Below are 22,811 nucleotides of genomic sequence, written 5' to 3' on the forward strand. Positions count from 1 at the left end.
ACGGGGCGCGACCTTATGACTTGAAAATGTAATGTTATAACATTATAAATGCGCATGATTCTCGGTTGGGGTGAATGATGCGTGAAGTGTTTCGGATTCTTCTGGTAGCCGGCCTGGTGACGTCGGGTGCGGGCATGGCGTTGGCAGCGGAGGCCGAGGACGAGAGTGAGGTGATGCTGGCGCCGGTGCGTATTTCGGCGGCATTCAGTGGCGAGGATGGCCTTACGGCCACGCCACTGGACCTGCTGGACGGCGATGCCCTGTTTCGGCGGGGTGCCGCCACGCTGGGCGGGACGCTGGATGGTTTGCCGGGCGTGCATGCCGACACCTTTGGTGCCGGGTCCGCACGGCCTGTCATTCGCGGGCAGACGGCCCCCCGCGTGAGTGTGCTCTCTGATGGCGCCAGCCTGCTTGACGCCTCGGCGGTGTCGCCGGATCACGCGGTCACGGTGGAGCCGATGTTGACGCAGCGCATGGAAGTGCTGCGTGGGCCGGCAACGCTCCGCTATGGCGGCGGGGCGATTGGTGGCGTCATCAATGTGCTGGACAGCAGTGTGCCCGAGCAGATGCCGGAAGGCGCCGCCACCGGGTTTGCGGCGCTCAGAGGCAACACCGTGGCTGATGAGAAAGCGGCTGCGGCGGGCGTGACAACGCGACTGGGCACCAATCTGGCATTGCGCGTGGAAGGTGCCCAGCGGCGGGCCAACGATTATCAGGTCAACGGCTTCACCCAGCGGCGTGTCCCGGCCACTTATGCGGAAAGCGATAACGCCAGCCTGGGGCTGTCGTGGATCGGCGAAGACGGTTTTATCGGGCTGGCCTACCGTCACCGCGAGGATGAGTACGGCCTGCCGGGTCACAGCCATGATTACGAAGATTGCGTGCCGGTGGGCGCGCAACTCGATTGCGGTGGTGGCGGTCAGCACAACCATGAGCATGGTGAAGCGCCCTATGTCGATCTGGTCAGTCGGCGTGTAGAGGTGCGGGGCGAATACCGGGCGCCGCTGATACCGGGCATCGAACGCATCATGTTGCGGTCAAGCCATACCAACTACCGGCACCATGAAATTGATGAGGGCGAGATCGATACGACGTTTCGGCATCGCGGCTATGAAACCCGCATAGAGGCCGAGCACCAGCCGCTGGCCGGATGGGAAGGACTCGTCGGCATCCAGTACCAGGATAGCCAGTTCAATACCTTCGGGGTGGAAGCCTTCATCCCGAAAACCGACACCCGTCTGATCGGCGTTTTCCTGATCGAGCGTTACCGCATCAATGAAGCGCTGCGGCTGGAGCTGGGCGCGCGCCACGAGCACCAGTGGTTGACCACGGTGGACGATCCGCAGAACCGGCCGGATTTCAGTAACGGCGCGACCTCCCTGTCTTCTGCCTTGTTGTGGCAGCCCGTGCACGGGTACCAGTTGTCTTTGTCGCTGGATCGGGCCCAGCGCTCGCCCCACGCGCAGGAAATGTATGCACGCGGCGTGCATCTGGCCACCAATACCTACGAGTGCGGTCTGGCGGCGGATGCATTTACCTGCGGCGGCCCGCAAAACGATGCGCCGATCAGAACCGAAACGTCGCACAACATCGGCCTCAACCTGAAAAGAACGCTGGGGGCGCTCACCTTCGAGGCGGGGCTGTTTCACAACCGCATCGATGACTACATTTATGCGCGCACGCTGGATCAGGTGGATGAATTCCGCCTGATCAAATACACCCAGGATGATGCGGTCTTCAACGGGGCAGAGCTGGAAGTCCGTTATACCTGGGCAGACTGGCTCAGCACCCGCGTGTTCGGTGACACGGTGCGCGGCGCGCTGCGCAACGACGAAAACCTGCCACGCATTCCCGCCGACCGCCTGGGCGTGGGCGTCGATACCTTCTGGCGCGGTGTGGAAGGCGATGTTGCCTTTTATCGCGTGTTTGCCCAGGACCGGCTGGCGCCTGAGGAATCGCGCACCGCCGGGCATGACCTGCTCAGCGCCTCACTGGGTTATCGCTTCGGGCGTGCTGATCAATACAGCGTTTTCCTGCGTGGCAATAACCTGCTCGGCGAAAAAGTCTGGAACCACACCTCCTTTCTTGCACAAACCGTTCCGGAGCCAGGCCGCAATCTGTCTGCCGGATTGCGTATCGAATTCTGAAGAGGGAAATAACCACCATGAAAAGATTACTGACAAGAAACGTGACAATCCTGTTTGCCGCGCTGGCGCTTGCCGCGTGCAACAACGATACGGGGGGCACCGCGCTGCCCGGCGACCACGACCATGACCATGGGGATGCTGCAGGGCGTCTGGTATTCAGCCACGCTGCAGGCAGTAACTCCCGGGTCTATGTGTATGACCTGCACGAAGAAGCGATGCTGGATGATTTTGCCCTGAGCCACCCCGCCAATGCCGTGTACCCCAGCCCGGGTGGTCGCTACGCGCTGGTCATGCACCGCGACAATGATCAGGTGTCGATACTGGACAGCGGCCTCTGGTGGCATGGCGACCATCCCCATGTGGACCCGCCGGTGCTGTTGCCGTTGACGCTGGATGGCGTACGCCCCACTCATTACCGCTACAACGGTGATCATGGCGCGGTATTTCACGATGGTGATCATGATGCCGGCCTGATGGCCAGCTTCGATCTGTTCACCGATGCGAGCCTGTCCCAGGGCGGTGTAGTGGCCTCGCGTACCCTCACCAGCGCGCACCATGGCGTTGCCGAGCCGCTCTCGGGCTGGGTGCTGGCCAGCGATGCGGAATCCGGTGAAAGCGCTTCCGGTATTCGCTTGTTCGAGGTCCACGGTGATCATTTCCATAATGAAGGTCTGTTGCCGGAAGCCTGCCCGGGCCTGCATGGAGGTGCCACCCACAGTGTTTATTCCGTGTTCGGTTGCAGCGACGGTGTTCTGATCGTCGAGCGGCTGGGTAACGATTTCGAGGCCACCAGACTGGATGAACCGGCTGAAGGCATTTCGATTGTCTACGGGCATGAGGACCTGCCGCTGTTTGTCGGCTTCTCCTGGCCTGCCCTGAATCTCTATACCATCGACCCGGTGGGCGAGACGGTTGAACTGGTCGACTGGCGCAATGGCGCGGTCAACGGTGACGACGACCCGGTGGCGGCGGTTTACACCGCGATGGGGCTGGACGCTCACGGCGAGCATCTGGTGGTGCTGGATGAAACCGGCCATGTGCATGTGGTGGATACCGCGACCTGGACGCATCAGGGCAGTGTGAAGTTGCTGGACCAGGTGCCGGCGGGTGCGCTCGCCCCGGTGCTGACCTTCAGCCGACTGGGCGGCGTTGCTTACCTGACGGACCCGGCGGACCAGCGCATTCTCGCACTGGATCTGGAAACACTGTCCCATGACGTGGTAGTGGACGAACTGGGCTTCGCCCCTGTGGGTCTGGCCTGGACCGGGTTTGAGGATGACCACGATCACCACCACGACCACGATCACTAAACCCGTCTCGCATGCGTCTTGACCTCGACCGGGCTTGAGGTCTTAACCTCAAGCCTGTTTTGTCAGGAGGTGAGTGATGCATGCTGTGATTACCGGTGCGAGCCAGGGCCTGGGCCGCGCGTTGGTGGAAGGGTTGGGGCATGCGGGCGATCGCATGACCGGCGTGTCACGCGGGCGCCCTGCGACAGTGCGCTCCCGTGTGCAGGCGCAGATCGACTGGATTCCGGCGGACCTGAGCGAGGGTGAGGCTGCCAGCAAGACAATACTGAGTGCACTGGGCGCGGCGTGCCCTGATGTACTGATCTGCAATGTCGGCATCTGGGAACCACGCGCCTTCGAGGACGATTACGACTTCCTCTCGGATGCGCCGGACATGCTGCGTCGGCTGGTGGACATCAACATCACCAGCACCCTGTTGTTGTGTCAGGCGTTGTTGTCGCGCCTGCTGACCCATCGTAAATCCCACATCATTCTGATCGGCTCTACCTCCGGACGTCCCCATGCCGGGCGTCCGGAGGTGGCGTTCGGTGCCAGCAAGCATGCACTCAACGGCATGGCCGATGCCTTGCGCGAAGGATTTCGTCAGCGCGGTCTGGCGGTGACCTGTCTGCACCCCGGTTATCTGGCAACAGGGGACGAGGCGGATGCCTCACAGATTCCGTTGCAGGATGTCGTCAGTGTGCTGCGCTGTGCGCTATCGCTGTCGGAAGCGTCCTTCGTGCGGGAGCTGGTGATGCCGGCGCTGGCGGACGCGCGCTTCTGATCAGCCTCTGCGTCAGTCGGCGGCGTCCTGGTGAAAATGACGCCGGTACAGACCGGGCAGGCAGGCACCCAGGGTCAGGCCACGGAACACCACGAATAACACGAACGCCAGCCACAACCCGGTGTTGCCCCAGGTGGCCAGGCCGGCGGAGGCGCCGATGAACAACAGCAGGGCCACCAGTGTGCTGTTGCGCATGGGGCGGCTTTCCGAGGTGCCGATAAAAATGCCGTCCAGCTGAAACGCGGCGCAGGACAGGGCCACATAAAGCGCCACCCAGGGCAGCTGGGCGATGGCGACCTCGCGCACGCTGTCGATGCTGGTGAGGGCGTGCACGCCCCAGTGCCCCAGTAACAGCACCAGCAAGGCAAGCAGCAGGGCAGTGCCGACGGCCAGATGGCTGCTGCGCACAATCACGTCGCGAAAGCGTTGCCGGTCTCGTGCCCCGACGGCCTGACCCACCTGTGATTCCACCACGAAGGCGTAGCCATCAAGAAAAAAAGCCGAGAAGGCGATGAATTGCAGCAGCACATGATTGGCGGCCAGTACATCATCCCCCAGCGCGGCACCCTGGCGCGCAAACCAGCCAAACCCGGCGAGCAGAAACAGGGTGCGCCACATGATGTGACTGTTGGTGCGCAGGGTGGCCTGCCAGCGTTGCCTCTGACGCAGCAATGGCCACGGCCAGGGCTGGCCGGGGGCCGGACGGACCAGCGGCCAGAGCAGCCACAGGCCCAGCAACAAGGCGCTCCATTCTGCAATGACGGTGCCCAGGGCGACGCCCGCCACGCCCCAGTCGAGTACCAGCACGAAGTACACATCCAGCAGAATATTCAGACCGTTGAGGAAGACTTGCAGCACCAGCAGGTGCCGCGTGCGCCCCAGGCCGATCAGAGTGCCGAGCAATGCAAAGGTGGCCAGGGTCGCCGGCGCACCCCAGATCCGCAGGTGAATATATTCGCGCAACAGGGCGCGGGCGTCGTCACTGCCGCCGAGCAGCAACAGGGCAAGCTGGCTGATCAATCCTTGCAGCACAATCAGCAGCAGGCCGATGCCCAGCCCCAGCAACAGGGCGCGGGTCAGGGCGGCGCGCACTTCATCGTTATCGCGGGCGCCGGTGGCACGGGCGATAAAGCCGGTGGTGCCCATGCGGAGAAAGCCGAAACCCCAGTAAACAAAACTGAACACCAGCGCCCCCAGCGCGATGGCGCCGAGGGCGGCCGCATCGCCGGTGTGGCCGATCACGGCGGTGTCCACCAGGCCGAGTAACGGCACGGCGATATTGGCGAGGATCACCGGAATGGCCAGCTGGATCAGGGTCCGGTAGCGCAGCGAGGACGTCGTCATGGGCGCCATCTTGCACGCCATCTTGCACGATAATCGCGAGGTGTCTCGCCGGTCCAGCGGCGAAAGGCACGGGTAAAGTTGGCCGGATTGTCGTAGCCCAGGCGGGCGGCGATATCGCGCACCGGCATGGGCGAGTGAGCCAACAGGTGACGGGCGTCCTGCTGACGGGCCTCTTCGAGCAACAGCAGGTACGAGGTGCCCTGTTGTTGCAGGCGCCGCTTCAGGGTGCGGCTGCTCAGGGCCAGCGTTGCGCACACGTCAGCCGGGCGCGGGTAGCCGCCGTGCTCTGACGGCTTCAGGATGGCGCGCACCCGTGCGGTGATATCGCTTTCCTGGCCTGCCGCCAGGGCCAGTTCCTGTTCGCACAGGGCGATGGCTTGCTGCGACGCCATCGGGTCGGCCAGCACCGGGCGCAGTGTCAGGTAGTGGGCAGGCAGTCGCAGTAAATTGGCGCGCTGCCCGAAACGCACACGCGGCAGCCGTGTTCGCCAGGCGGCGTAGTAGGGGGGCTCCGGGGTATCGAACCAGATTTCCAGGTCGGGTAACTCGGCCAGGGATCGGCCCAGCAGTACCGCCGTGGCGCCGGCCAGACCCAGCAGAATATTTTCGATAAAAAAGGCACGCGCCACCGGGATCGGTTGGCGCGGGGTCAGCGCCAGATAGCCGTAGTCGGCATCCTCGTAAAAGTCGAAGGTAAACCCGGCCTGGCGCAGGCGATTATAGCGGGCGGAGATTTCCTGGGCCTGGCGCAGGGTGGCGCTGCTCATGGCGGCATAGCCGAGCACGCCATGCACTGTCGGCCGCATGCGCAGGCCGTAGGCGTAGCCGAGCCCCGGATCGCCGGTCAGGGTCAGGGCGCGCAGCACCAGCCGGGTCCATTGTGCCGGGGACATGCGTGCCTGGTTGTCACGCAACAGCGCCGGGTCCAGCGGCTGGTCTGCCAAGAGCTGCTCCGCCGTCATGCCGCGCTCGCCCAGCATCTCCACCAGCAATTGCAGGTAGGCGATGGGAATGGAGGGCTGGTGCTGGAAATCGGGCACGGTGCGTCGGCATGGTGGCGGCAGTGGCCCCCGATGATAAGCGACATGGCGCCCGCCCGCATCACGCTTCTGCCAGCAAGCCGATAGAATCATTGTTTAATGTCACGTTCTTCAAAGGAAAAGTCATTCATGGCCAGCAAGACGCCACCCGGCACAACACCACCCGACATAACACCACAGTGGTTCGACGTTCTGATTATCGGTGCCGGTATCAGCGGTATCGGTGCCGCCATTCGTCTGCGTGAGCAGGGGATCGACAATTTTGCCGTGCTGGAAAAGGCCGACAGCCTGGGCGGCACCTGGCGCGACAATACCTATCCGGGCTGCGCCTGCGATGTGCCGTCGGCGCTGTACTCCTACTCCTTTGCCCAGAAGCCGGACTGGAGTCGCTTTTTCGCCGGCCAGGCGGAAATTCTGGATTATGTGCAGGACACCGCCAGGCGCCACGATGTTGCGCGCTTTATCCGCTTTGGCGAGCCGCTTGAAGAGGCCGTGTGGGACGAGGACGGTAACTGCTGGGTGGTGCGCACCTCACAGCACACTTACCGGGCGCGCGCCGTCATGGCCTGTACCGGCTACCTGCATGAACCGATCATTCCGGACTTGCCGGGGCTGCAGGCATTTCCCGGCACGGTCTTTCATTCCTCGCAGTGGGACCACACCCATGATCTGCGTGGCAAGCGCGTGGCGGTGATCGGCACCGGCGCGTCGGCGATCCAGTTCGTGCCAGCCATCCAGCCACAGGTCAGTGAACTGAACATCTATCAGCGCACGCCGCAGTGGATTCTGCCGAAACCTGATACCGCACTGGACGGTGTCGCTGCCGGCCTGTTGCGCCTGCCGGGTGTCCGGCAGATGTTGCGCGGCATGCTCTACAGCGGCTTTGAAACCTTCGGCATCGGCTTTCGCAAACCGGCACTGCTGCGTCAGGTGGAGCGCCTGGCGCGGGCGCATATTCGCCTGGCGATCAAGGACCCGGTACTGCGGGAAAAAGTCACCCCGGATTACACCCTCGGTTGTAAACGAATGCTGCTTTCCAACGACTATTATCCGGCGCTGACGCAACCGAATGTGGCGGTGTTCGCCAGCGGGGTGCGCGAGATTCGCGGCAATGTGGTGGTGGCGGACGATGGCAGCGAGCGCGAGGTGGACACCATCATTCTCGGCACCGGCTTCCATGTGACCGATCAGCCGATTGCCCATCGCGTGCGCGGTGTCAGTGGCGACACACTGGCCGCCACCTGGGCGGGCAGCCCGCAGGCCTATCGCGGCACCACCATCCACGGTTTTCCGAACCTGTTTCTGGTACTGGGGCCCAATCTGGCCATTGGCCACAACTCGGCGTTCATCGTTATTGAATCGCAGATTCGCTATGCGATGTCGGCACTGCGCGCCATGCGCGACAAGGATATCGCCCGGCTTGAAGTGCACGAGACGGCGCAGCGCGACTACAACGTCCGCGTGCAGAAAGCGCTGCAGGGCACGGTGTGGAATACCGGCGGCTGTTCCAGCTATTACATTGATGCCAACGGCTTGAACAGCACCGGCTTTCCCTGGAGCACGCTGACCATGCAGCGGTTGCTGGCCGAGTTCGATACGGTGAATTACCACACGGTAGCGGCCACACAGGAGGTGCATGCCGATGTCGCCACAGTCTGAAAAACGTGCCCTGGTGTTGGGGTGTGGCGGCGTCGCCGGGGCCGCCTGGTCGATTGCGGCGCTGGCCAGTCTGGAGCAGACCCTGGGCTGGGATGCTCGCGAGGCGGATGTATTGATCGGCACGTCGGCGGGCGCCGTGCTGGCCGCGCTGCTGGGCGCCGGTGTGTCGGTGGCGCAGATGGTGGCCAGTCAGCGCGGCGAGGCCACGGATTGCATCTGGGATCATGACACGGCCACAGGCGGTGCCTTGCCGCCGCTGCCCGGACTGTCGCTGACGGCGTTGCCATTGCTGCGAAAAGGCCTGCGTGGCCAACTGCCCGCGCTTACCGCATTGGTCGGCGCCTTGCCGCGCGGGCAAGCGGACATGACGCCGTTTACTGCGCTGATCGACAGCGTCGTGCCCGCCGGTGCGTGGGCACCACATCCTGCGACCTGGATCATGGCCGTTGATGCCGACAGCGGCGAACGGCTGGCACTGGGCCGCAGCGACGCGCCGACCCTGCCGCTGAGTACGGCCGTTTGCGCGTCCTATGCCGTGCCCGGCTGGTGCCCGCCGGTCACCTGGCAGGGCCGGACGCTGCTGGACGGTGGCATCGTATCGCCGGTGTCGGCAGACATGTTGTTGGGCACAGACGTGACAGAAGCCATCGTGCTCGCCCCCATGGCGTCCTCTTCGCCTGATCGGCCGCGCCACCCGGCCGCACGGATCGAACGCCGGGTGCGGCGTTACATGACGGCGATTGTCGACCGTGAAGTGGCGGCACTGGAAACGGCGGGCATTCGTGTGATCAGACAGGAACCGGGTGCCGAGGATTTGCAGGCCATCGGTTACAACATGATGGACCCGCGCCGTCGCCGACGGGTGTTTGATACCGCTGTCCGCACGTGTTTTCAGCGCGCTGCTGTCTAGCCCTTATACTGCGGCTCGGTGTGAGGAAATGCAGTGTGAGGAGAGGGGATGTACGGTGATCTGCATGAAGAGCGGCTGCAACAGGTCACAGGCTGGTTGCGGCAGCAGGGTGCCCGCTCGGTCCTGGACCTGGGGTGTGGCAGCGGCACGCTGCTGACGCTGCTGGCGGCTGACACGCGCTATCAGCGTTTGCTGGGCGTGGAGCATATGGCCGAGGGGCTGGCGGTTGCGCGGCAGGCGCTGGCGGCGCATCTGGGTGCGGACGGTCTGAGCCGGGTGACGCTGCTGCAAGGGCGCTATGACGACCCGGGCCTGCCGCTGACCGGCTTCGATGCGGCGGTCATGATCGAAACCATCGAACACAACCCGCCAGAACGGCTGGGCGGCGTGGCGCAAACGGTGTTCGGCGTCTATCGGCCGGGGCTGGTGGTGGTGACCACGCCCAACGTCGAATTCAATCCCTTGTACGGCCTTGGCCCCGGTGAGTTGCGCGAAGCGGGCCATTATTTCGAATGGACCCGGCAGCGCTTCCGGCAATGGGGCCGCCGTGTTGCCGAGCAACACGGCTACCTGGTGCGCTTCGATGGCATCGGCGAGCAGGACCCGGATCGCGGTGCGCCGTGCCAGGCGGCGCGTTTTACGTTGCCTTCCGGCTGAGCGCCGTGAGCATGTTCGGCTGCAGGATTTCAATCCAGTAGCCGTCCGGGTCGCGGATAAACGCGATGCCTTTCATCTTGCCGTCGTCGGGTCGCTTGACGAAATCGGCGCCGAGTTTTTCCAGACGTGCCGCAGCGGCATAGATATCCGGTACCGCAATGCCGATATGCCCATAGCCCTGGGGCTTGTCATTGCCGTTGTGGTACTGAAAGTCGGCGTCGTCTTCCGTACCCCAGTTATGGGTCAGCTCCAGAATGCCGCTGCCACTGAAGGTCCAGGTGGTGCGCTCGCCATCGTCAGACGGAATGTCGGCAGCGTCGCTGGCATAGCCGAGAAAATACAGCGAGAACTGCATCTCCGGAAAATCCAGCTTGCGCAGCAGCCGCAGGCCCAGCACGCGGGTATAAAAGTCCAGGCTGCGGGCCGGGTCCTTGATGCGCATCATGCTGTGGTTGAACACGTAGCGTTGGGTTTCGGCGTCGGGTTGTTCACAAAGGCCGGGGGCCTGCTCAAAGTGACGGGACATCAGGGGGCTCCGTTGCGTCAGGTGTCTTCAGATCAAAGCGTCTTCACGTTCACGTGGCTCCGCATGGATCAGCATAGTCCAGAACAGGTGTGGCATGAGTACAGTATGCTGGCCTGCTATCGCCAACCCGGGAAGACATGAATGATTCGGTTGCACGAAAGGATAACGGTTCCGCGCAGTGTGGCAGAGTGTTATCGCTACCTTGCTGATTTTTCCACCTGTGAGCAATGGGACCCGGGCGTCTACCGGGCCCGCAAGACAACGCCGGGCGCGCCGGCAACGGGTACGGCCTTCGCGCTGATACTCAGCAGCGCCGGGCGACGCGTGCCCATGACCTATCACATCACCCGCATGACGCCCCACAGAGAACTGGTGTTGCAGGGGGAGGGCGACGGCTTTCGGGTCGTGGATACGCTGCGCTTCCGCAACGCGGGTAACGGCACGACAAGCATCGATTACGTTGCGGACATGACCTTCACCGGGCCTGCGCGTCTGCTCGGGCCGGTCCTGGCGCGCTGGCTCAGGCGGATGGGGCGGCGCGCCGTCGCGGGGCTGGCCCAGGCCCTGACGCCGCAACAGACGCTGCCGCAACCTTCCTGGTCTGATCGTCTCGGTCACCGCGCGCTGTTGCCGGCCTTTCGCGCCTTTACCGAGCGTGGCTATCTGGCCATGCCGGACAAGTCGTTGAGCGATTATGTGGATGGCCGTACCTACGTGATCACCGGCCCGACAAGCGGGTTGGGGCTGGCGGCGGCGCGCGAGCTGGCACGGCTGGGGGCACGCTTGTTGCTGGTCGGTCGTGATGGCGCGCGCCTGGCACAGGCTGCGGAGGACGTTTGCGCCTTCAGTGGTTGCCCGGCGTCGCAGGTCCGTGTGTTCGAGGCGGAACTGTCGCTGCTCAGTGAAGTCGCCCGGATCGCGCCGGTGCTGCGCGAGGCTGCGCCGCGACTCGACGGGCTGATCAATAATGCCGGTGCGCTGTTCGCGGAGCGGGATGTGACAACAGAGGGGCACGAGCGGGCACTGGCCATCAATTTGCTGGCGCCCTGGCGTTTGACCGCGTTGTTGATGCCGTCACTCACGGCTGCCAACGGCCGCGTCATCAATGTCGCCAGCGGTGGTATGTACGGGCAGGCATTGCAGCTCGATGACATGCAGTACACGCAGCCGCCTTACAGTGGCAGCAAGGCTTATGCCCGAGCAAAACGTGCATTGGTAAGCCTGACCGAGCACTGGGCGCAACAGCACCCGCAGGTCACTTTTCACAGCATGCATCCGGGCTGGGCCGCCACGCCCGGCGTAGCAAAATCCCTGCCGGCGTTCAATCGCCGTTTGCAGCGTTGGCTGCGCGACAGCCATATGGGGGCCGACACCATGGTGTGGCTGGCCACTGCTCCTGTGACAGCGGGCGGCAGCGGCCAGTTCTGGTTTGACCGGTTGCCCCGGCCAACAGCGGTGCTACCGGGCACCGCCGTGACCCCGGCGCAACAGCAGGCGTTACTGGCATGGCTGGAGGCGTTATGACACAGCGGATGCGGCATGGCGCGTTCATGCAAATGAGAGTGCAGGTGAGAGTGCAGGCGAGAGTGCTGGTGACAGTGCTGGTTATCGTCATAACCAGTGTCAGTTGCAGCAATCAGCAGCGCGTGGACACAGCGCCGCAGGCGCAGAAGGGGCTGGTGTTTTCACCACCGGAATGGCCGCAGACGCTCAGGGCGGATTTGCATCGGCCTGAGGGTGACGGCCCGCACGCCGCCGTGTTGCTGGTGCACGGCGGCGGTTGGGCGGGGCGCTCCCGGGATGACATGACCGGCATCGCCGAGCAGCTGGCCGAAGCGGGTTATGTGGCGCTGAATATCGATTACCGTTTTGCACCGGACTATACGTTTCCGGCCCAATTGCATGACTTGCAGATTGCCATGGCATGGTTGCATGACAATGCCGAAACCCTGGCTATCGACACCGCGCGCATCGGTGCACTGGGTTATTCCTCCGGCGCCCATCTGGTCAGCCTGCTGGGACTGGTGGCGGGCCAGGGGGACGCGTTGGATGCACCTTATGGCGGCGCAATGACCCGGCCAGCGGCTGTTGTCGCGGGCGGCACGCCGACGGATCTGCGCAAGTTCCGTGGCGGCGGGCTGGTGCCGCAGTTTGTTGGCGCGACCCAGAGTGAGGCGCCGCAGGCCTATGTGGCGGTCTCGCCGGTGTCGCATGTGCATGCCGATGCGCCGCCGTTCCTGCTGTTTCATGGCAGCCTTGATCGCACCGTGCCGCTGGATCACGCCACGGATTTTGTCGATGCGCTGGCGGCAGCCGGTGGCGATGTGACGTTTTATCAGCAGCCACGCCGTGGCCATATCACCAGCTTCCTGCTGCGCGGCGGCGCCATGGAGGAAGTCCTGGCGTTCTTTGCACAGCATCTGGGTGTCCCTGATCCTTTGTGACCCGCGCAGCACTTTGCCGCATCACTGAAAGACCTGACTGCCCCGTGCCGTTAAACTGCCCCGCGTTGAGCGCAGCACGCGGTGTGTGTGCTGTATTGCACGGAGCACGGGGGATTTCATGAAAGCGATCGAGCGTATTTTTGGTGTGGGCGGCGTAGTGCTGTTGGCGATCAGTATTGCCCTGGGCGTGCATACGCACCGGTTTATTGCCGACAGTGTCGAAGCCGACGGCATCGTCATGGATCTGAAAATGTCGCGTTCCAGCGACAGCACCACCTGGCGACCGGAAGTGTCTTTCGAGGCGGCGGATGGCCGCACCTACCGGTTTGTCAGCAACTCGGGCAGTAACCCGCCGGCATACCAGCGCGGAGAGAGAGTTGTCGTGCTGTATCACCCTGACAGTCCTGAGAAAGCCCGTATCAGGGGCTTCTTCTCGCTGTGGGGCGGCGTAGCGATCTGCGGGTTGGTTGGCGTCATATTCGCCGGGGTGGGTTTCGGCATTATCGGCTTTCGCCACGTGTCAGCCCGTCGCGCCAGACACCTCCGTGCGCACGGTCGCCGTATCGAAACGACATTCCAGGGCGTGGAGCAGAACACCCGCGTGCGCGTCAACGGGCGATCACCGTTCCGCATTATCACGCAGTGGCAAAGCCCGACTGACGGCAAGGTGCATGTGTTTCACAGCAGCAATCTCTGGTTTGACCCTACGGATCACATCACACGGCGCTCGCTGACGGTGTATATCGATCCGCAGAATCCGCGTCGCTATGCCATGGACACGGATTTTCTGCCGAAACTCGCCTGATCGTAAAAGCCTGTATCAGTCTGCCCGGGCGTCCGAACTCCGGTCACCGCAATGGACTCTTACCTGTGGGGGATGCCAGTACGGGGTTCACGTGGAAGGTTCATGTGGAAAGCCCCGCGGAAGGAGAACCAGGCTATGACCATAATGCAGAAGCGCGTGGCAGCAAGCCGGATTCAGGTGCGTGACGCACGCAGCGATGACCACACGGCATTGCTGCCGTTACGCCAGGAAGCCATCAATGCCTTGCGCCGGATTTACCTGCCCGCCGACGAGATGCCGGGCATGCGCCGGGTGATGCCCCGCTTCGACACGCTGGTTGCGGTTGTGGATGGCGAGCTTGTCGGCACGCTGGAGTACACGCTGGCGCACACTGCAGTCTACTTGCAGGGGCTGGGCGTGGCGGAGGCCTGGCAGGGGCAGGGCGTGGCCCGCAAGCTGGTGGATGCCGTCGGCGGACTGGCAGAGCGGTATCCGTTGCCGCGACTGGAACTCTGCACTATTCGCGAAACCGGCAATGTACAGGTGTTCGAGCGGCTCGGGTTTCGTGTGTGTGAGGAGGCGCCGTCGACGCAGTTTGTGGGCGCGGTGGGTCAGCCCGTGTCGGAAGTCGTGATGATGAAACAGCTCTGAACCAGGCACTGACACAGGTTACATTCTTTCGCTCAGCGGCAACGCCTGTGACATATTCCCTACATACTCCACATACCGCCCTTGCCGCGCCTGCCGCCTAATAAGCGCAAATACAACAATCGGGCGTGCGCTATGTTATTCCTTTCTCGTTTGCTGCTGGCGATGTCAGCAGTGTTCCTGGTCGCCTGTGGCGGCGGCAATTCCGGCTCGCTGGGATCTGGTGGTTCGCCGGATGATCGCAATGACGCCCCCGGCGTAGGCGGTCCGGCCAATCCGGACCCTGATCGCGAGCTGCGTCCATTGCCGCAAAGTACTGATGAGCTGGCCGCTGCCAGCTGTACTCGCGGTGAACATCTCGAAGGCGGGCGCAGCTATCGTGTGTCCATGCCCTCGCGCGTCGACGGCGCCGCCATCGTCTTTCAGGTGTTCGAGCCACGGCATATGGATTGCAACACGGGCCATCCGCTGGTGCTGGAAGGCCACGGCTTCGGCGGTGGTCGGCAGACCGAAGCGGGTACGGCGTTTGCCGGGCCCATCGGTCCGTTGGTGGATGCGGGCTATGCGGTGATCAGTATTGACCAGCGCGGCCACGGCGAAAGCGGCGGTACAGTGCGGGTCATGACCCCGGATTTTGAAGGGCAGGACCTGATCCAGATCGTGGACTGGGCCGAGGCCAATCTGGATTACCTGGCCTATGCGCCGAACCACACCGGTTTCGACAACCTGCTGCTGGGCGCCATGGGCGCCAGCTATGGCGGTGGTTTTCAATATTCGCTCTACACCATGGACCCGGACCAGCGGCTGGATGCCATGGTGCCGCACATTACCTGGCACGATCTGAGCTACAGCCTGAGCCCGGGGGATGGCGTCAAATCCTATTGGGGGCTGTTCCTGACGGCCGCCGGTGATGGCGGCACCCAGCTGGCCATGGACCCGCTGCTGCGCGCGTCGTTGATCGAGGCGGCCGCAGTGAATGTGCTGCCCCCCTCGACACAGGACTTCCTGCATTACAGCGGCCTGGCCTATACCTGCAGCAACAGCCGTAATCTGCAATTACTGGATTCCCCCGGCACCGGTGACTTTTCACTCGACCCGCTGCTGCAATTGCTGGCACCACTGACAGGCGGCGGCAGTTTTATCGTCAATCAGCCCCGCGGTGAGTTGTACCCGGTGGATGTGTTGATGTTCCAGGGCTTCCGGGATTCCCTGTTCACCTTTAACGAAGCCTTCTGGAACTACCAGTGCCTGCAACAGGCGGGCGGCGACGTGCGCCTGCTGACCTATCCGTTCGGGCACCACTTCTTCTCGCCCAATGCCGGTTTCGTGCTGGAAGCCGCCAGCGGGCTGCCGACCTTGCTCGGCGCCTTGCCGGATCTCGCTGACGGCAATCTGAACACCTTTGCATCCTGCGGGGATGTGGATGCCGGCACCGCGACGGTGGCCTGGTTCGATGAAAAACTTCGCGGTATCGGCAATGCCGACGATGTGGTGACCTCGGGCCAGGATGTCTGCATGACACTGACCTATGGCGATTCGGTAAACGTCCCGGAAGTGACCGTCGGCGGGCACGAATTCGCCATCGAAGGCCCCGGCGGTTTGCCGGTGATCGCGCGCTCCGGCGCACTGGGCGTGGTGCCGACATTGGTCGGTCTGGGGTCTGTGACGGAAGAAGCGGTCATTGCCGGCATTCCGACACTGAGCGTGACGCTGACCGATCCGCTCGCAGAGCTGAATCAGCTGGAAGACGTCCTGCTGGACCCGCTGCTGTGCAATGAGGTGATTCTGGGTCTGCTGGGCCCGCTGCTCAATCCGCTGTTGTGCAGCCAGACCACACCGCCGGTGCTCAGCATCAAGGGCGATGACATGATCCTGTTCGCGGGCATCGGTGTGATACGCGCCAATGTTTTGCCGGAAGTGCCGCTGCCTTTGCCGATACCGGACCTGATCGACGAGCAGGTATTTCCTTTGCGTGGTTTCGGTACTCATGAGGTCACATTGGAAGGCATCGCCGAGCGGTTGCAGCCCGGCGATCAGTTGTACCTCATGTTGTACGGCGTGCACCCGACGTTTATCGCGACCTTCTCCCGGGATCTGCTGTCCATCGCGGTGGATGTCCAGGGGCATGTCCGAGTACCGCTGCTGACCGCCGACGGCCGCACTGCCCTGCCAGCGGAAGCTGTCGGGCCCAGTCTGTTGCCGCGCTGATTTCTGGTTGGTGTTTTCCATTCTTTGTTGGTTGGGTGGTTGTGGCCCTCGGGGGGCGGGGATGTATTTTCAGGACACGCCGTAAATACATCCCTGTAGTCTTGTGTTCGGCATCCATGCCTCACACAGTCCTGAAAATACATCCCCGCCCCCCGAGGGCCGTCACGCGCAGCCCGGTTAATAGCTCTCAGCCAACTGGCGGTTTTGTTCCTCCAGAAAGTCGATAACAGCTACCGAACTCCGAATTTCCTGCCAGCGTTGAGCCGGGGTATGCCCTGGAGGGACCTCTTTGGCCATGGATGGCCAAAGCGCGAGCGCCCAGGGATGGCTTGAGCGGTCCCGGAAGGGCATACCCCGGCTCAACGCGCACTGGATGGAGGGTGACCAACTCTGCTGAAGAACAACCCGCTTCCCGGTTGGCACGCAAGCGGCCCTTGCCGGCAAATATTCCCGCTCATCCGCGATGAACCTGATTTTGCCGCAGCGGTTACGATCTCAGTCGTTCTGCAAGTACTCGGCAAAGCCCTTGTCGTCTTCCAGCGGCAACGGGTGCGCCCAGCCCGGCAGTCGCACATGGCTGTCGCTGACTTCCAGATCCTGACCGTCGATCACGCCTTCACCGAAGTGGTACACCGGCTTCGTTTGTCCCGCGCTGGCGTGGGCATCCCAGGCGGCAATATGTGCCCGGGTGCCTTTGACGCGCCCCTGCCAGGTACACAACGCATTTTCGCCATGACGCGCCCGCAGCAACGCACAGGTGCGCTCCGGCGATAACACCAGCGCGGTGGCATTGTTGCCGCCGAACCCCTTGGCGTTGATCAGCGCAGCATCCTGTTTGCCGGGACGCGTGTGGGCCTGGCTCAGTGTCAGGCGATCCGCGTGTACGTCCGGGGCTATCTGGTCCAGGGTCGCGATGCCCGGCAGGATGCCGGTGGCGAAGGTGCCCAGTGCCGCCGCCAACTGATCGCCACCAGCGCTGCCGAGGCTGTGGCCGACGTAGCATTTGATCGCGGTGACCGGCCAGTGGCTGATGCCGAAGGCCTCAGCGATGCGGTCCAGCACTTCGGATTCTGTCGTGCGGTTCTGTGGTGTGCCGGTGCCATGGGCGTGCACAAATGTGCGTTCGCGCAAGCTCTTTTCCCCCAGCAGTTGCCGGGCCAGTGCCGCAGCGCGGCCCATGGTCAGGTAGTTGCCCACGCCGGGTGCGGAGATGGATTTCTTGGGGCCGTCGGCGTGTACGAACACGTCCGGCACGGCGCCGAGGATGTCGGCGCCCAGTTCCAGCGCCAGGGCGTCATCCATGAGGACGGCGAACTGTGCCGATTCGGCGATGGTAAAGCCGGCATTGAAGCCAAAGGGGCGGCAGGCGCGGCGATGGTCGGCGGTGTCGCTGTTGTCCAGCTGGCGCAGGGTTTCGTCTTCACCCAGTGCGCCCATGGCGCGATAGCCTTCGATCACTTCCGGCACCAGCGGTGCTTCGCTGGTGCCGACCACCACTAACCGGCGGCGGCCGCTGCGAATATCGTTGACGCCCAGTTGCAGGTTGTAGAGGAAGGTGGCGCAGGCGCCAAGCATGCCGCCGGTGCCGCCGGCGGTGCCGAGAATATAGGCGTTGATGAAATCGGCGCTCATGCCACCAAAACCCAATGGCAACTGTTTGGAGGTGATGCGGCGGCCCAGCGCCGGGCTGCGCAGCACGCCGCCGAAGCCGTTGTCGTCCAGTTGCGACATGGCGCTGGAGGCGTAGACGGCGATCTCCTGCGGCGCCAGTCGTCGTTGTATCACGGACCAGTCGATGCCGAGCATGCCGAGCATGTCCGAGGCGCCGAACACCGCCATTTGCAGCGCCCGGGGATGATGCCGGGAGGGATAGAGTGCGGCCGGGTCGAAGCCGCTGGGCAGTTGCCCGGCAGACTGCACGCGGCTGCGTCGGGTCGCTGGCAGCAACAACTCGGCACCCGCCGGGATGGCAACCCGGCTGCGCTTGTCGCCCAGGGGGGTGACGTGCCAACTGGCGGGCACCGGGCTGGGCAAATCCATGTCGCGCATTTCCAGCACCAGCGGGGCGCTGGCGCGGGCGTTGACATGAATGCCCACGTTGTCGGCGTCAAACAGATTGTTTTCCAGGCGTCGGATCAGTGTGCCTTGCAGCAGGCCATCGGCGCCGGGGGCGCCTGGCATCAGGCTGCTGAGGGCGTGCAAGGTGCGCTCCCGCGTGGTGCTATCCAGGGCGTCCATCACCAGGCGGTGAAAGCCATGGTGGCAAGCGGTGCGACCAGCGGGGCTGATACCGCCGATGGCGGTGATCACGGGTAGGGCGGACACGGGCAGAGCGGACAAAGCAGCGACTCCAGGATCTGTGACTAATGGGTCACGGATTCTAGCGGATCGGCGCCGCTCTGGCAGTTATCCACTTGTCGTAGTGCCGGCTCAAGTGTAACCAAATAACAATGACCCGCAGGCGGGGCGGGTGTGGTGCGCGACAGGGCCATCCCAAGTACAATCCGGGCCCGAACCCGGCGCATGCGCCGACCGCTGATCAGCAGGAGATTTCCATGAGTAACGACGCTGTCGTCATCGTCAACGGTGCCCGTACCCCGATGGGGGGCTTTCAGGGCACGTTGGCCCCTGTCACCGCGCCTGAACTGGGCGCTGCCGCGATCCGCGAAGCGGTGGCTCGCGCCGGTCTGCAGGGCACGGACATCCAGGAAGTCATCATGGGTTGTGTATTGCCCGCCGGCCTCAAGCAGGGCCCGGCACGTCAGGCCATGCGTCAGGCTGGCCTGCCGGACAGCACCGGTGCCACCACCATCAACAAGCTGTGTGGCTCGGGCATGAAAGCCACCATGTTTGCCTATGATTCGATCAAGGCCGGCACCAACGACATCGTTGTCTCCGGTGGCATGGAATCCATGAGCAATGCGCCCTATGTGCTGGACAAGGCACGCAGCGGCATGCGCATGGGGCATGGGCAGGTCTATGACCACATGTTCCTGGACGGGCTGGAAGATGCCGAGACCGGTCGTCTGATGGGTTCTTTCGCCCAGGAAGTGTCCGACAAGCGCGGCATCACCCGCGAGGACATGGACAACTACGCCATCGAATCGCTCAAGCGCGCTCAGGCGGCGATTGATAACGGCTGGTTCAAGGACGAGATCGTGCCGGTGACCGTGGCCACGCGCAAAGGCGAGACGGTCGTCGATACCGACGAGCAGCCGGGGAATGCCAATATCGAGAAGATCCCGACCCTGCGCCCGGCCTTCGCGAAAGAGGGCACCGTGACGGCGGCCAACGCCAGCTCGATTTCCGATGGCGCCTCGGCGCTGGTACTGGCGCGCGAGTCCGTGGCCAGTGAGCGTGGCCTGACACCCCTGGCACGTATTCTCGGCCATGCGACCAATTCCCGGCATCCGGGTGAATTCACCCTGGCGCCCATTGGCGCGACCGAGAATCTGATGCAGAAGATGGGCTGGAGCGTGGCGGATGTGGATCTGTTCGAAATCAACGAAGCCTTCGCCATGGTTGCCATGATGCCGATGCTGGATCTGGGTATCCCCCATGACAAGGTCAACATCCACGGTGGCGCCTGCGCACTGGGCCATCCGGTGGGGTCCACCGGTTCGCGTATCATTCTGACGCTGATCCATGCCCTGCGCCGTACCGGTGGCAAGCGCGGCATCGCCAGCCTGTGCATCGGCGGCGGCGAAGCGACTGCGGTGGCGATCGAACTGATCTGATGCCGGCGGGGCGTCAGGTTTTACAATGGGCCCTGATCCGGTCGTGAAACAGGCCTTGAAAAAGATCGGGTCGCCCCAAGGATTAACAGTCAAGACGCCCGCTGCGGCGGGCGCGTGCTGATTTTCCGGTTTCGCCGCTCCTTCGGAGCGTGCGGAACCTTCATTCATCGATACCAACGTCAGGGGAAATGACATGGCTTTCGAACTTCCTGCACTGCCTTACGAGAAGAATGCGCTCGAACCGCATATCTCGGCTGAAACTCTGGAATACCATTACGGCAAGCATCACCAGACCTACGTGGACAAACTCAATGGCCTGGTCAAGGGCACTGAGAATGAAAACAAGGCACTGGAAGAGGTGATCAAGAGCGCCGGCCCCGGCCCGCTGTTCAACAACGCAGCGCAGATCTGGAACCACACTTTCTACTGGAACAGCCTCAGCCCGAACGGCGGTGGTGCACCCACTGGCGCGCTGGCAGATGCCATCAACGCCAAGTGGGGCTCTTTCGACAAGTTCAAGGAAGAGTTCACCAACGCCGCAGTGAACAACTTCGGTTCTGCCTGGACCTGGCTGGTCAAGAACGGCAACGAGCTGGAAATCGTCAACACCAGCAACGCCGCGACGCCGATCACTGATGGCAAGACCCCGCTGATCACGGTTGATGTGTGGGAACACGCCTACTACATCGATTACCGCAATGCCCGTCCCAAGTACCTGGAAGCCTTCTGGGCGCTGGCGAACTGGGACTTTGCGGCCAGCAACTTCGGCGCCTGATGCGCGCTGAGGCGCCGCAGCCGCAAGGCTGTGGCGCACAGGACGGACATCGCATGTCTGTTCGTATGTACAGAGGCCGCCTTCGGGCGGCTTTTCGTTATGGGCGCCGCCGTTTCGCGCGTGCCCGCAGTCTGCTAGCGTAGCCGACGGCCAATAACAATATAGACAACAACAGCACCAGTTTTCGGAGAAGAATATGTTCAGGTTGCGGGTGGGATTTCAGAGGCTGTGCAGTGCGGGCGCGATGCTGGCGCTGTGCCTGATGGTGGCTGTGCCAGCGTTCGCGGCAAACGACGATGAGGCAACGGCAACATCGGAAGAGCGCCAGGCCATGAACAGCATCGCCGAAGTGGCCATGCAGACCGCCATGAAAGCCATTCAGGAATCCGGCGGCCTGTACCCCTTTGCCATGATTGCCAAGGCCGATGGCGATGCAAAAGTGCTGGGTTATCAGGGCACCCAGGAAACCGCGCCGCCGCCGGATCAGTGGACTGCCGCCCTGTTCATGCGCCTGCAACAGATGGCAGAAGAGGAGCCTGACCTCAAGGTGCTGGTGCTGGTGCGCCTGCATGAGGTGACGAGCAAGCAGGGCGAGAAAGTGCCGGGTATCTGGGCGCAAGTGGACCACCGTGACGCCGAGCCATGGGTACTGTTTCTGCCATTCCTGCGCAACGAGGCGGGGCGTCATGAGGTGGGCGAGCTCATCTATTACGCCAGCGAGCAACCGATATTTCCCTGATCGGCAAGGCAACTGCCGGGGCCGGGAACCCGCTGAGCGGGTACCGGTCTACGTGCATGCCCTGAAGGGGCGGGCGCAGGTGCTCGTGGCCTGTTAAGCTCTGCCCGAATCCATTAACTCTCTGCACAGACAGCACGCTTATGAATCAGGATCGCGACCTTCCGCTTGGCAATATCGGTGATGTGCCGCTGGACGACGACCGCCCCGGGCGCCCTGGAAAACAACCGGGACAGGGCGCTGGCGCCGGTGCAGGGCAGGGCGCTGAGGCTGCAGGCAAGCCTGCCCGCAGGACAGGTGGCGGCGGTGGCCAGGGGGGCGGCGAGCCGCCCCGCCGTTCGCGCCGTGCCGCGGCGCCGCGCCCCGCCAGTGGCGGTGGCGGCAGTGGTCTCTGGATCGCGGCAACGGTGGTGCTGCTGTTGATTACCCTCGGGATGGGGGCATTCATGTACCAGGAGCTGAGCGCCGTGCGCGCGCAGATGGATACCCGCATCAGCGAGTCCTCCGAGCAGCTTGGCAGCCTGGCCTCACAGCTCTCCGCCACCGATGAGAGCCTGTCCCAGTCCTCAGGCAAGGTGGAAGAACGCCTGGCGTTGCACATGAGCGAGATCCGTAAACTCTGGGATGTCACGAATGTGCGCAACCGCCGCTGGATCGAAGAGAACCAGAAGGCGCTGAAAGCGCTGCAGGACAAGCAGAGCGCCCAGGAACGCACTGTCGCAAGTTTGCGCACGGATCTCGCGGAAGCAAAGAAGGCGGCCGAAACTGCCCAGGAACAGGCGGCCTCAGCCCGTCGCGAGGTGCAGCAAGCGAACGTTACCCGCAACCAGATGCAAACGCAGATCGACCTGTCCCAGGAGACAATCAAGCAGCTGGAAAGCCGGGCAGCGGCCCAGCAGCGCGCCCTGAACGAAGTGCGCGAGGCGCTGAACGCGGGCGGCGAACAGAATCTGCCAGCACGCTTGAGCGACATAGAATCTGCCATCAACGCGTTTGATGCCTATCGCCGTGAGGTCAACAATCGCCTGGACGGCCTGGAGCGTCGCTGACCGACACATGACAGCCGGCCCCGTGCGAGCGGGGCCGGTGCCGTTGGCGAAGCAGCCCACGCTTGCAACATGAC

General features: G+C 63.3%; 19 protein-coding genes. 15 read left to right on the forward strand and 4 right to left on the reverse strand.

From position 1 onward, the window contains the following. Positions 1-77 precede the first annotated feature (77 nt). From K8B33_RS11470 to K8B33_RS11480, 3 genes are all read left to right on the forward strand, one after another. On the forward strand, positions 78-2,147 hold the full coding sequence (locus K8B33_RS11470; RefSeq protein WP_223426570.1) for a TonB-dependent receptor domain-containing protein: 2,070 nt from the start codon (positions 78-80) through the stop codon (positions 2,145-2,147). Between the two features lie 17 nt (positions 2,148-2,164). Continuing rightward, on the forward strand, positions 2,165-3,457 hold the full coding sequence (locus K8B33_RS11475; RefSeq protein WP_223426571.1) for a YncE family protein: 1,293 nt from the start codon (positions 2,165-2,167) through the stop codon (positions 3,455-3,457). 76 nt (positions 3,458-3,533) lie between these two features. Further along, positions 3,534-4,220 carry an SDR family NAD(P)-dependent oxidoreductase gene (locus tag K8B33_RS11480; protein ID WP_223426572.1) on the forward strand — a complete coding sequence of 229 codons (687 nt, stop codon included), beginning with the start codon at positions 3,534-3,536 and terminating at the stop codon, positions 4,218-4,220. Positions 4,221-4,232: 12 nt separating this feature from the next. Here K8B33_RS11480 and K8B33_RS11485 read toward each other — a convergent pair whose 3' ends face one another. Both K8B33_RS11485 and K8B33_RS11490 read right to left on the reverse strand, forming a co-directional pair. Further along, complete coding sequence (locus K8B33_RS11485) at positions 4,233-5,564, reverse strand: MATE family efflux transporter (RefSeq protein ID WP_223426573.1); 1,332 nt, start codon at positions 5,562-5,564, stop codon at positions 4,233-4,235. After that, positions 5,561-6,697, reverse strand: coding sequence for an AraC family transcriptional regulator (locus K8B33_RS11490; RefSeq protein ID WP_223426574.1), 1,137 nt, complete (start codon positions 6,695-6,697; stop codon positions 5,561-5,563). Before K8B33_RS11490 ends, K8B33_RS11485 begins: the two co-directional genes overlap by 4 nt. A gap of 36 nt (positions 6,698-6,733) precedes the next feature. Between K8B33_RS11490 and K8B33_RS11495 the strand changes: the two genes are divergently transcribed. Genes K8B33_RS11495 through K8B33_RS11505 form a run of 3 tightly spaced genes read left to right on the forward strand, consistent with a single transcriptional unit; the run spans position 6,734 to position 9,830 of the window. Beyond that, on the forward strand, positions 6,734-8,263 hold the full coding sequence (locus K8B33_RS11495) for a flavin-containing monooxygenase (RefSeq protein WP_223426576.1): 1,530 nt from the start codon (positions 6,734-6,736) through the stop codon (positions 8,261-8,263). Next, positions 8,247-9,173 carry a patatin-like phospholipase family protein gene (locus K8B33_RS11500; protein WP_223426580.1) on the forward strand — a complete coding sequence of 309 codons (927 nt, stop codon included), beginning with the start codon at positions 8,247-8,249 and terminating at the stop codon, positions 9,171-9,173. The genes K8B33_RS11495 and K8B33_RS11500 overlap by 17 nt, the downstream gene beginning before the upstream one ends. A 48-nt stretch (positions 9,174-9,221) precedes the next feature. Beyond that, complete coding sequence (locus tag K8B33_RS11505; RefSeq protein WP_223426582.1) at positions 9,222-9,830, forward strand: methyltransferase domain-containing protein; 609 nt, start codon at positions 9,222-9,224, stop codon at positions 9,828-9,830. On the opposite strand, the gene gloA is transcribed toward K8B33_RS11505, so the two are convergent. Continuing rightward, a complete protein-coding gene (gene gloA / locus K8B33_RS11510) occupies positions 9,811-10,356 on the reverse strand; it encodes a lactoylglutathione lyase (protein ID WP_223426584.1) in 546 nt (181 codons plus the stop codon). The two genes, K8B33_RS11505 and gloA, sit on opposite strands and share 20 nt — an antisense overlap. Positions 10,357-10,497: 141 nt before the next feature. Between gloA and K8B33_RS11515 the strand changes: the two genes are divergently transcribed. The 5 genes from K8B33_RS11515 to K8B33_RS11535 all read left to right on the forward strand — a co-directional run bounded on the left by K8B33_RS11515 (position 10,498) and on the right by K8B33_RS11535 (position 16,440). Beyond that, positions 10,498-11,880 (forward strand): SDR family NAD(P)-dependent oxidoreductase, encoded by a 1,383-nt coding sequence (locus tag K8B33_RS11515; RefSeq protein WP_223426586.1) that lies wholly within the window; start codon positions 10,498-10,500, stop codon positions 11,878-11,880. Next, on the forward strand, positions 11,877-12,800 hold the full coding sequence (locus K8B33_RS11520) for an alpha/beta hydrolase (protein ID WP_223426589.1): 924 nt from the start codon (positions 11,877-11,879) through the stop codon (positions 12,798-12,800). The genes K8B33_RS11515 and K8B33_RS11520 overlap by 4 nt, the downstream gene beginning before the upstream one ends. Before the next feature lie 118 nt (positions 12,801-12,918). Further along, the gene (locus K8B33_RS11525) at positions 12,919-13,605 is read left to right on the forward strand and encodes a DUF3592 domain-containing protein (RefSeq protein ID WP_223426591.1); all 687 of its coding nucleotides are present in this window, start codon (positions 12,919-12,921) and stop codon (positions 13,603-13,605) included. Between the two features lie 135 nt (positions 13,606-13,740). Then, a complete protein-coding gene (locus K8B33_RS11530; RefSeq protein ID WP_223426594.1) occupies positions 13,741-14,235 on the forward strand; it encodes a GNAT family N-acetyltransferase in 495 nt (164 codons plus the stop codon). 132 nt (positions 14,236-14,367) lie between these two features. After that, complete coding sequence (locus K8B33_RS11535) at positions 14,368-16,440, forward strand: CocE/NonD family hydrolase (protein ID WP_223426596.1); 2,073 nt, start codon at positions 14,368-14,370, stop codon at positions 16,438-16,440. Positions 16,441-16,935: 495 nt separating this feature from the next. Here the strand turns inward: K8B33_RS11535 and K8B33_RS11540 are convergent, their stop codons facing one another. Beyond that, positions 16,936-18,780, reverse strand: coding sequence for a beta-ketoacyl synthase (locus tag K8B33_RS11540; protein WP_263284642.1), 1,845 nt, complete (start codon positions 18,778-18,780; stop codon positions 16,936-16,938). A 215-nt stretch (positions 18,781-18,995) separates the two neighbouring features. Here K8B33_RS11540 and K8B33_RS11545 point away from each other — a divergent pair, with 215 nt between their 5' ends. From K8B33_RS11545 to K8B33_RS11560, 4 genes are all read left to right on the forward strand, one after another. After that, a complete protein-coding gene (locus K8B33_RS11545) occupies positions 18,996-20,177 on the forward strand; it encodes an acetyl-CoA C-acyltransferase (protein ID WP_223426597.1) in 1,182 nt (393 codons plus the stop codon). Between the two features lie 193 nt (positions 20,178-20,370). Beyond that, positions 20,371-20,952 (forward strand): superoxide dismutase, encoded by a 582-nt coding sequence (locus K8B33_RS11550; protein WP_223426598.1) that lies wholly within the window; start codon positions 20,371-20,373, stop codon positions 20,950-20,952. Positions 20,953-21,148: 196 nt separating this feature from the next. Continuing rightward, positions 21,149-21,691: a hypothetical protein gene (locus K8B33_RS11555; RefSeq protein WP_223426599.1), complete on the forward strand. Its 543-nt coding sequence runs from the start codon at positions 21,149-21,151 to the stop codon at positions 21,689-21,691. Between the two features lie 140 nt (positions 21,692-21,831). Further along, the gene (locus tag K8B33_RS11560; protein ID WP_223426601.1) at positions 21,832-22,737 is read left to right on the forward strand and encodes a coiled-coil domain-containing protein; all 906 of its coding nucleotides are present in this window, start codon (positions 21,832-21,834) and stop codon (positions 22,735-22,737) included. Positions 22,738-22,811: the final 74 nt, after the last annotated feature.

This window comes from Alcanivorax limicola, assembly GCF_019931215.1.
Classification (GTDB): Bacteria; Pseudomonadota; Gammaproteobacteria; order Pseudomonadales; family Alcanivoracaceae; genus Isoalcanivorax; species Isoalcanivorax limicola.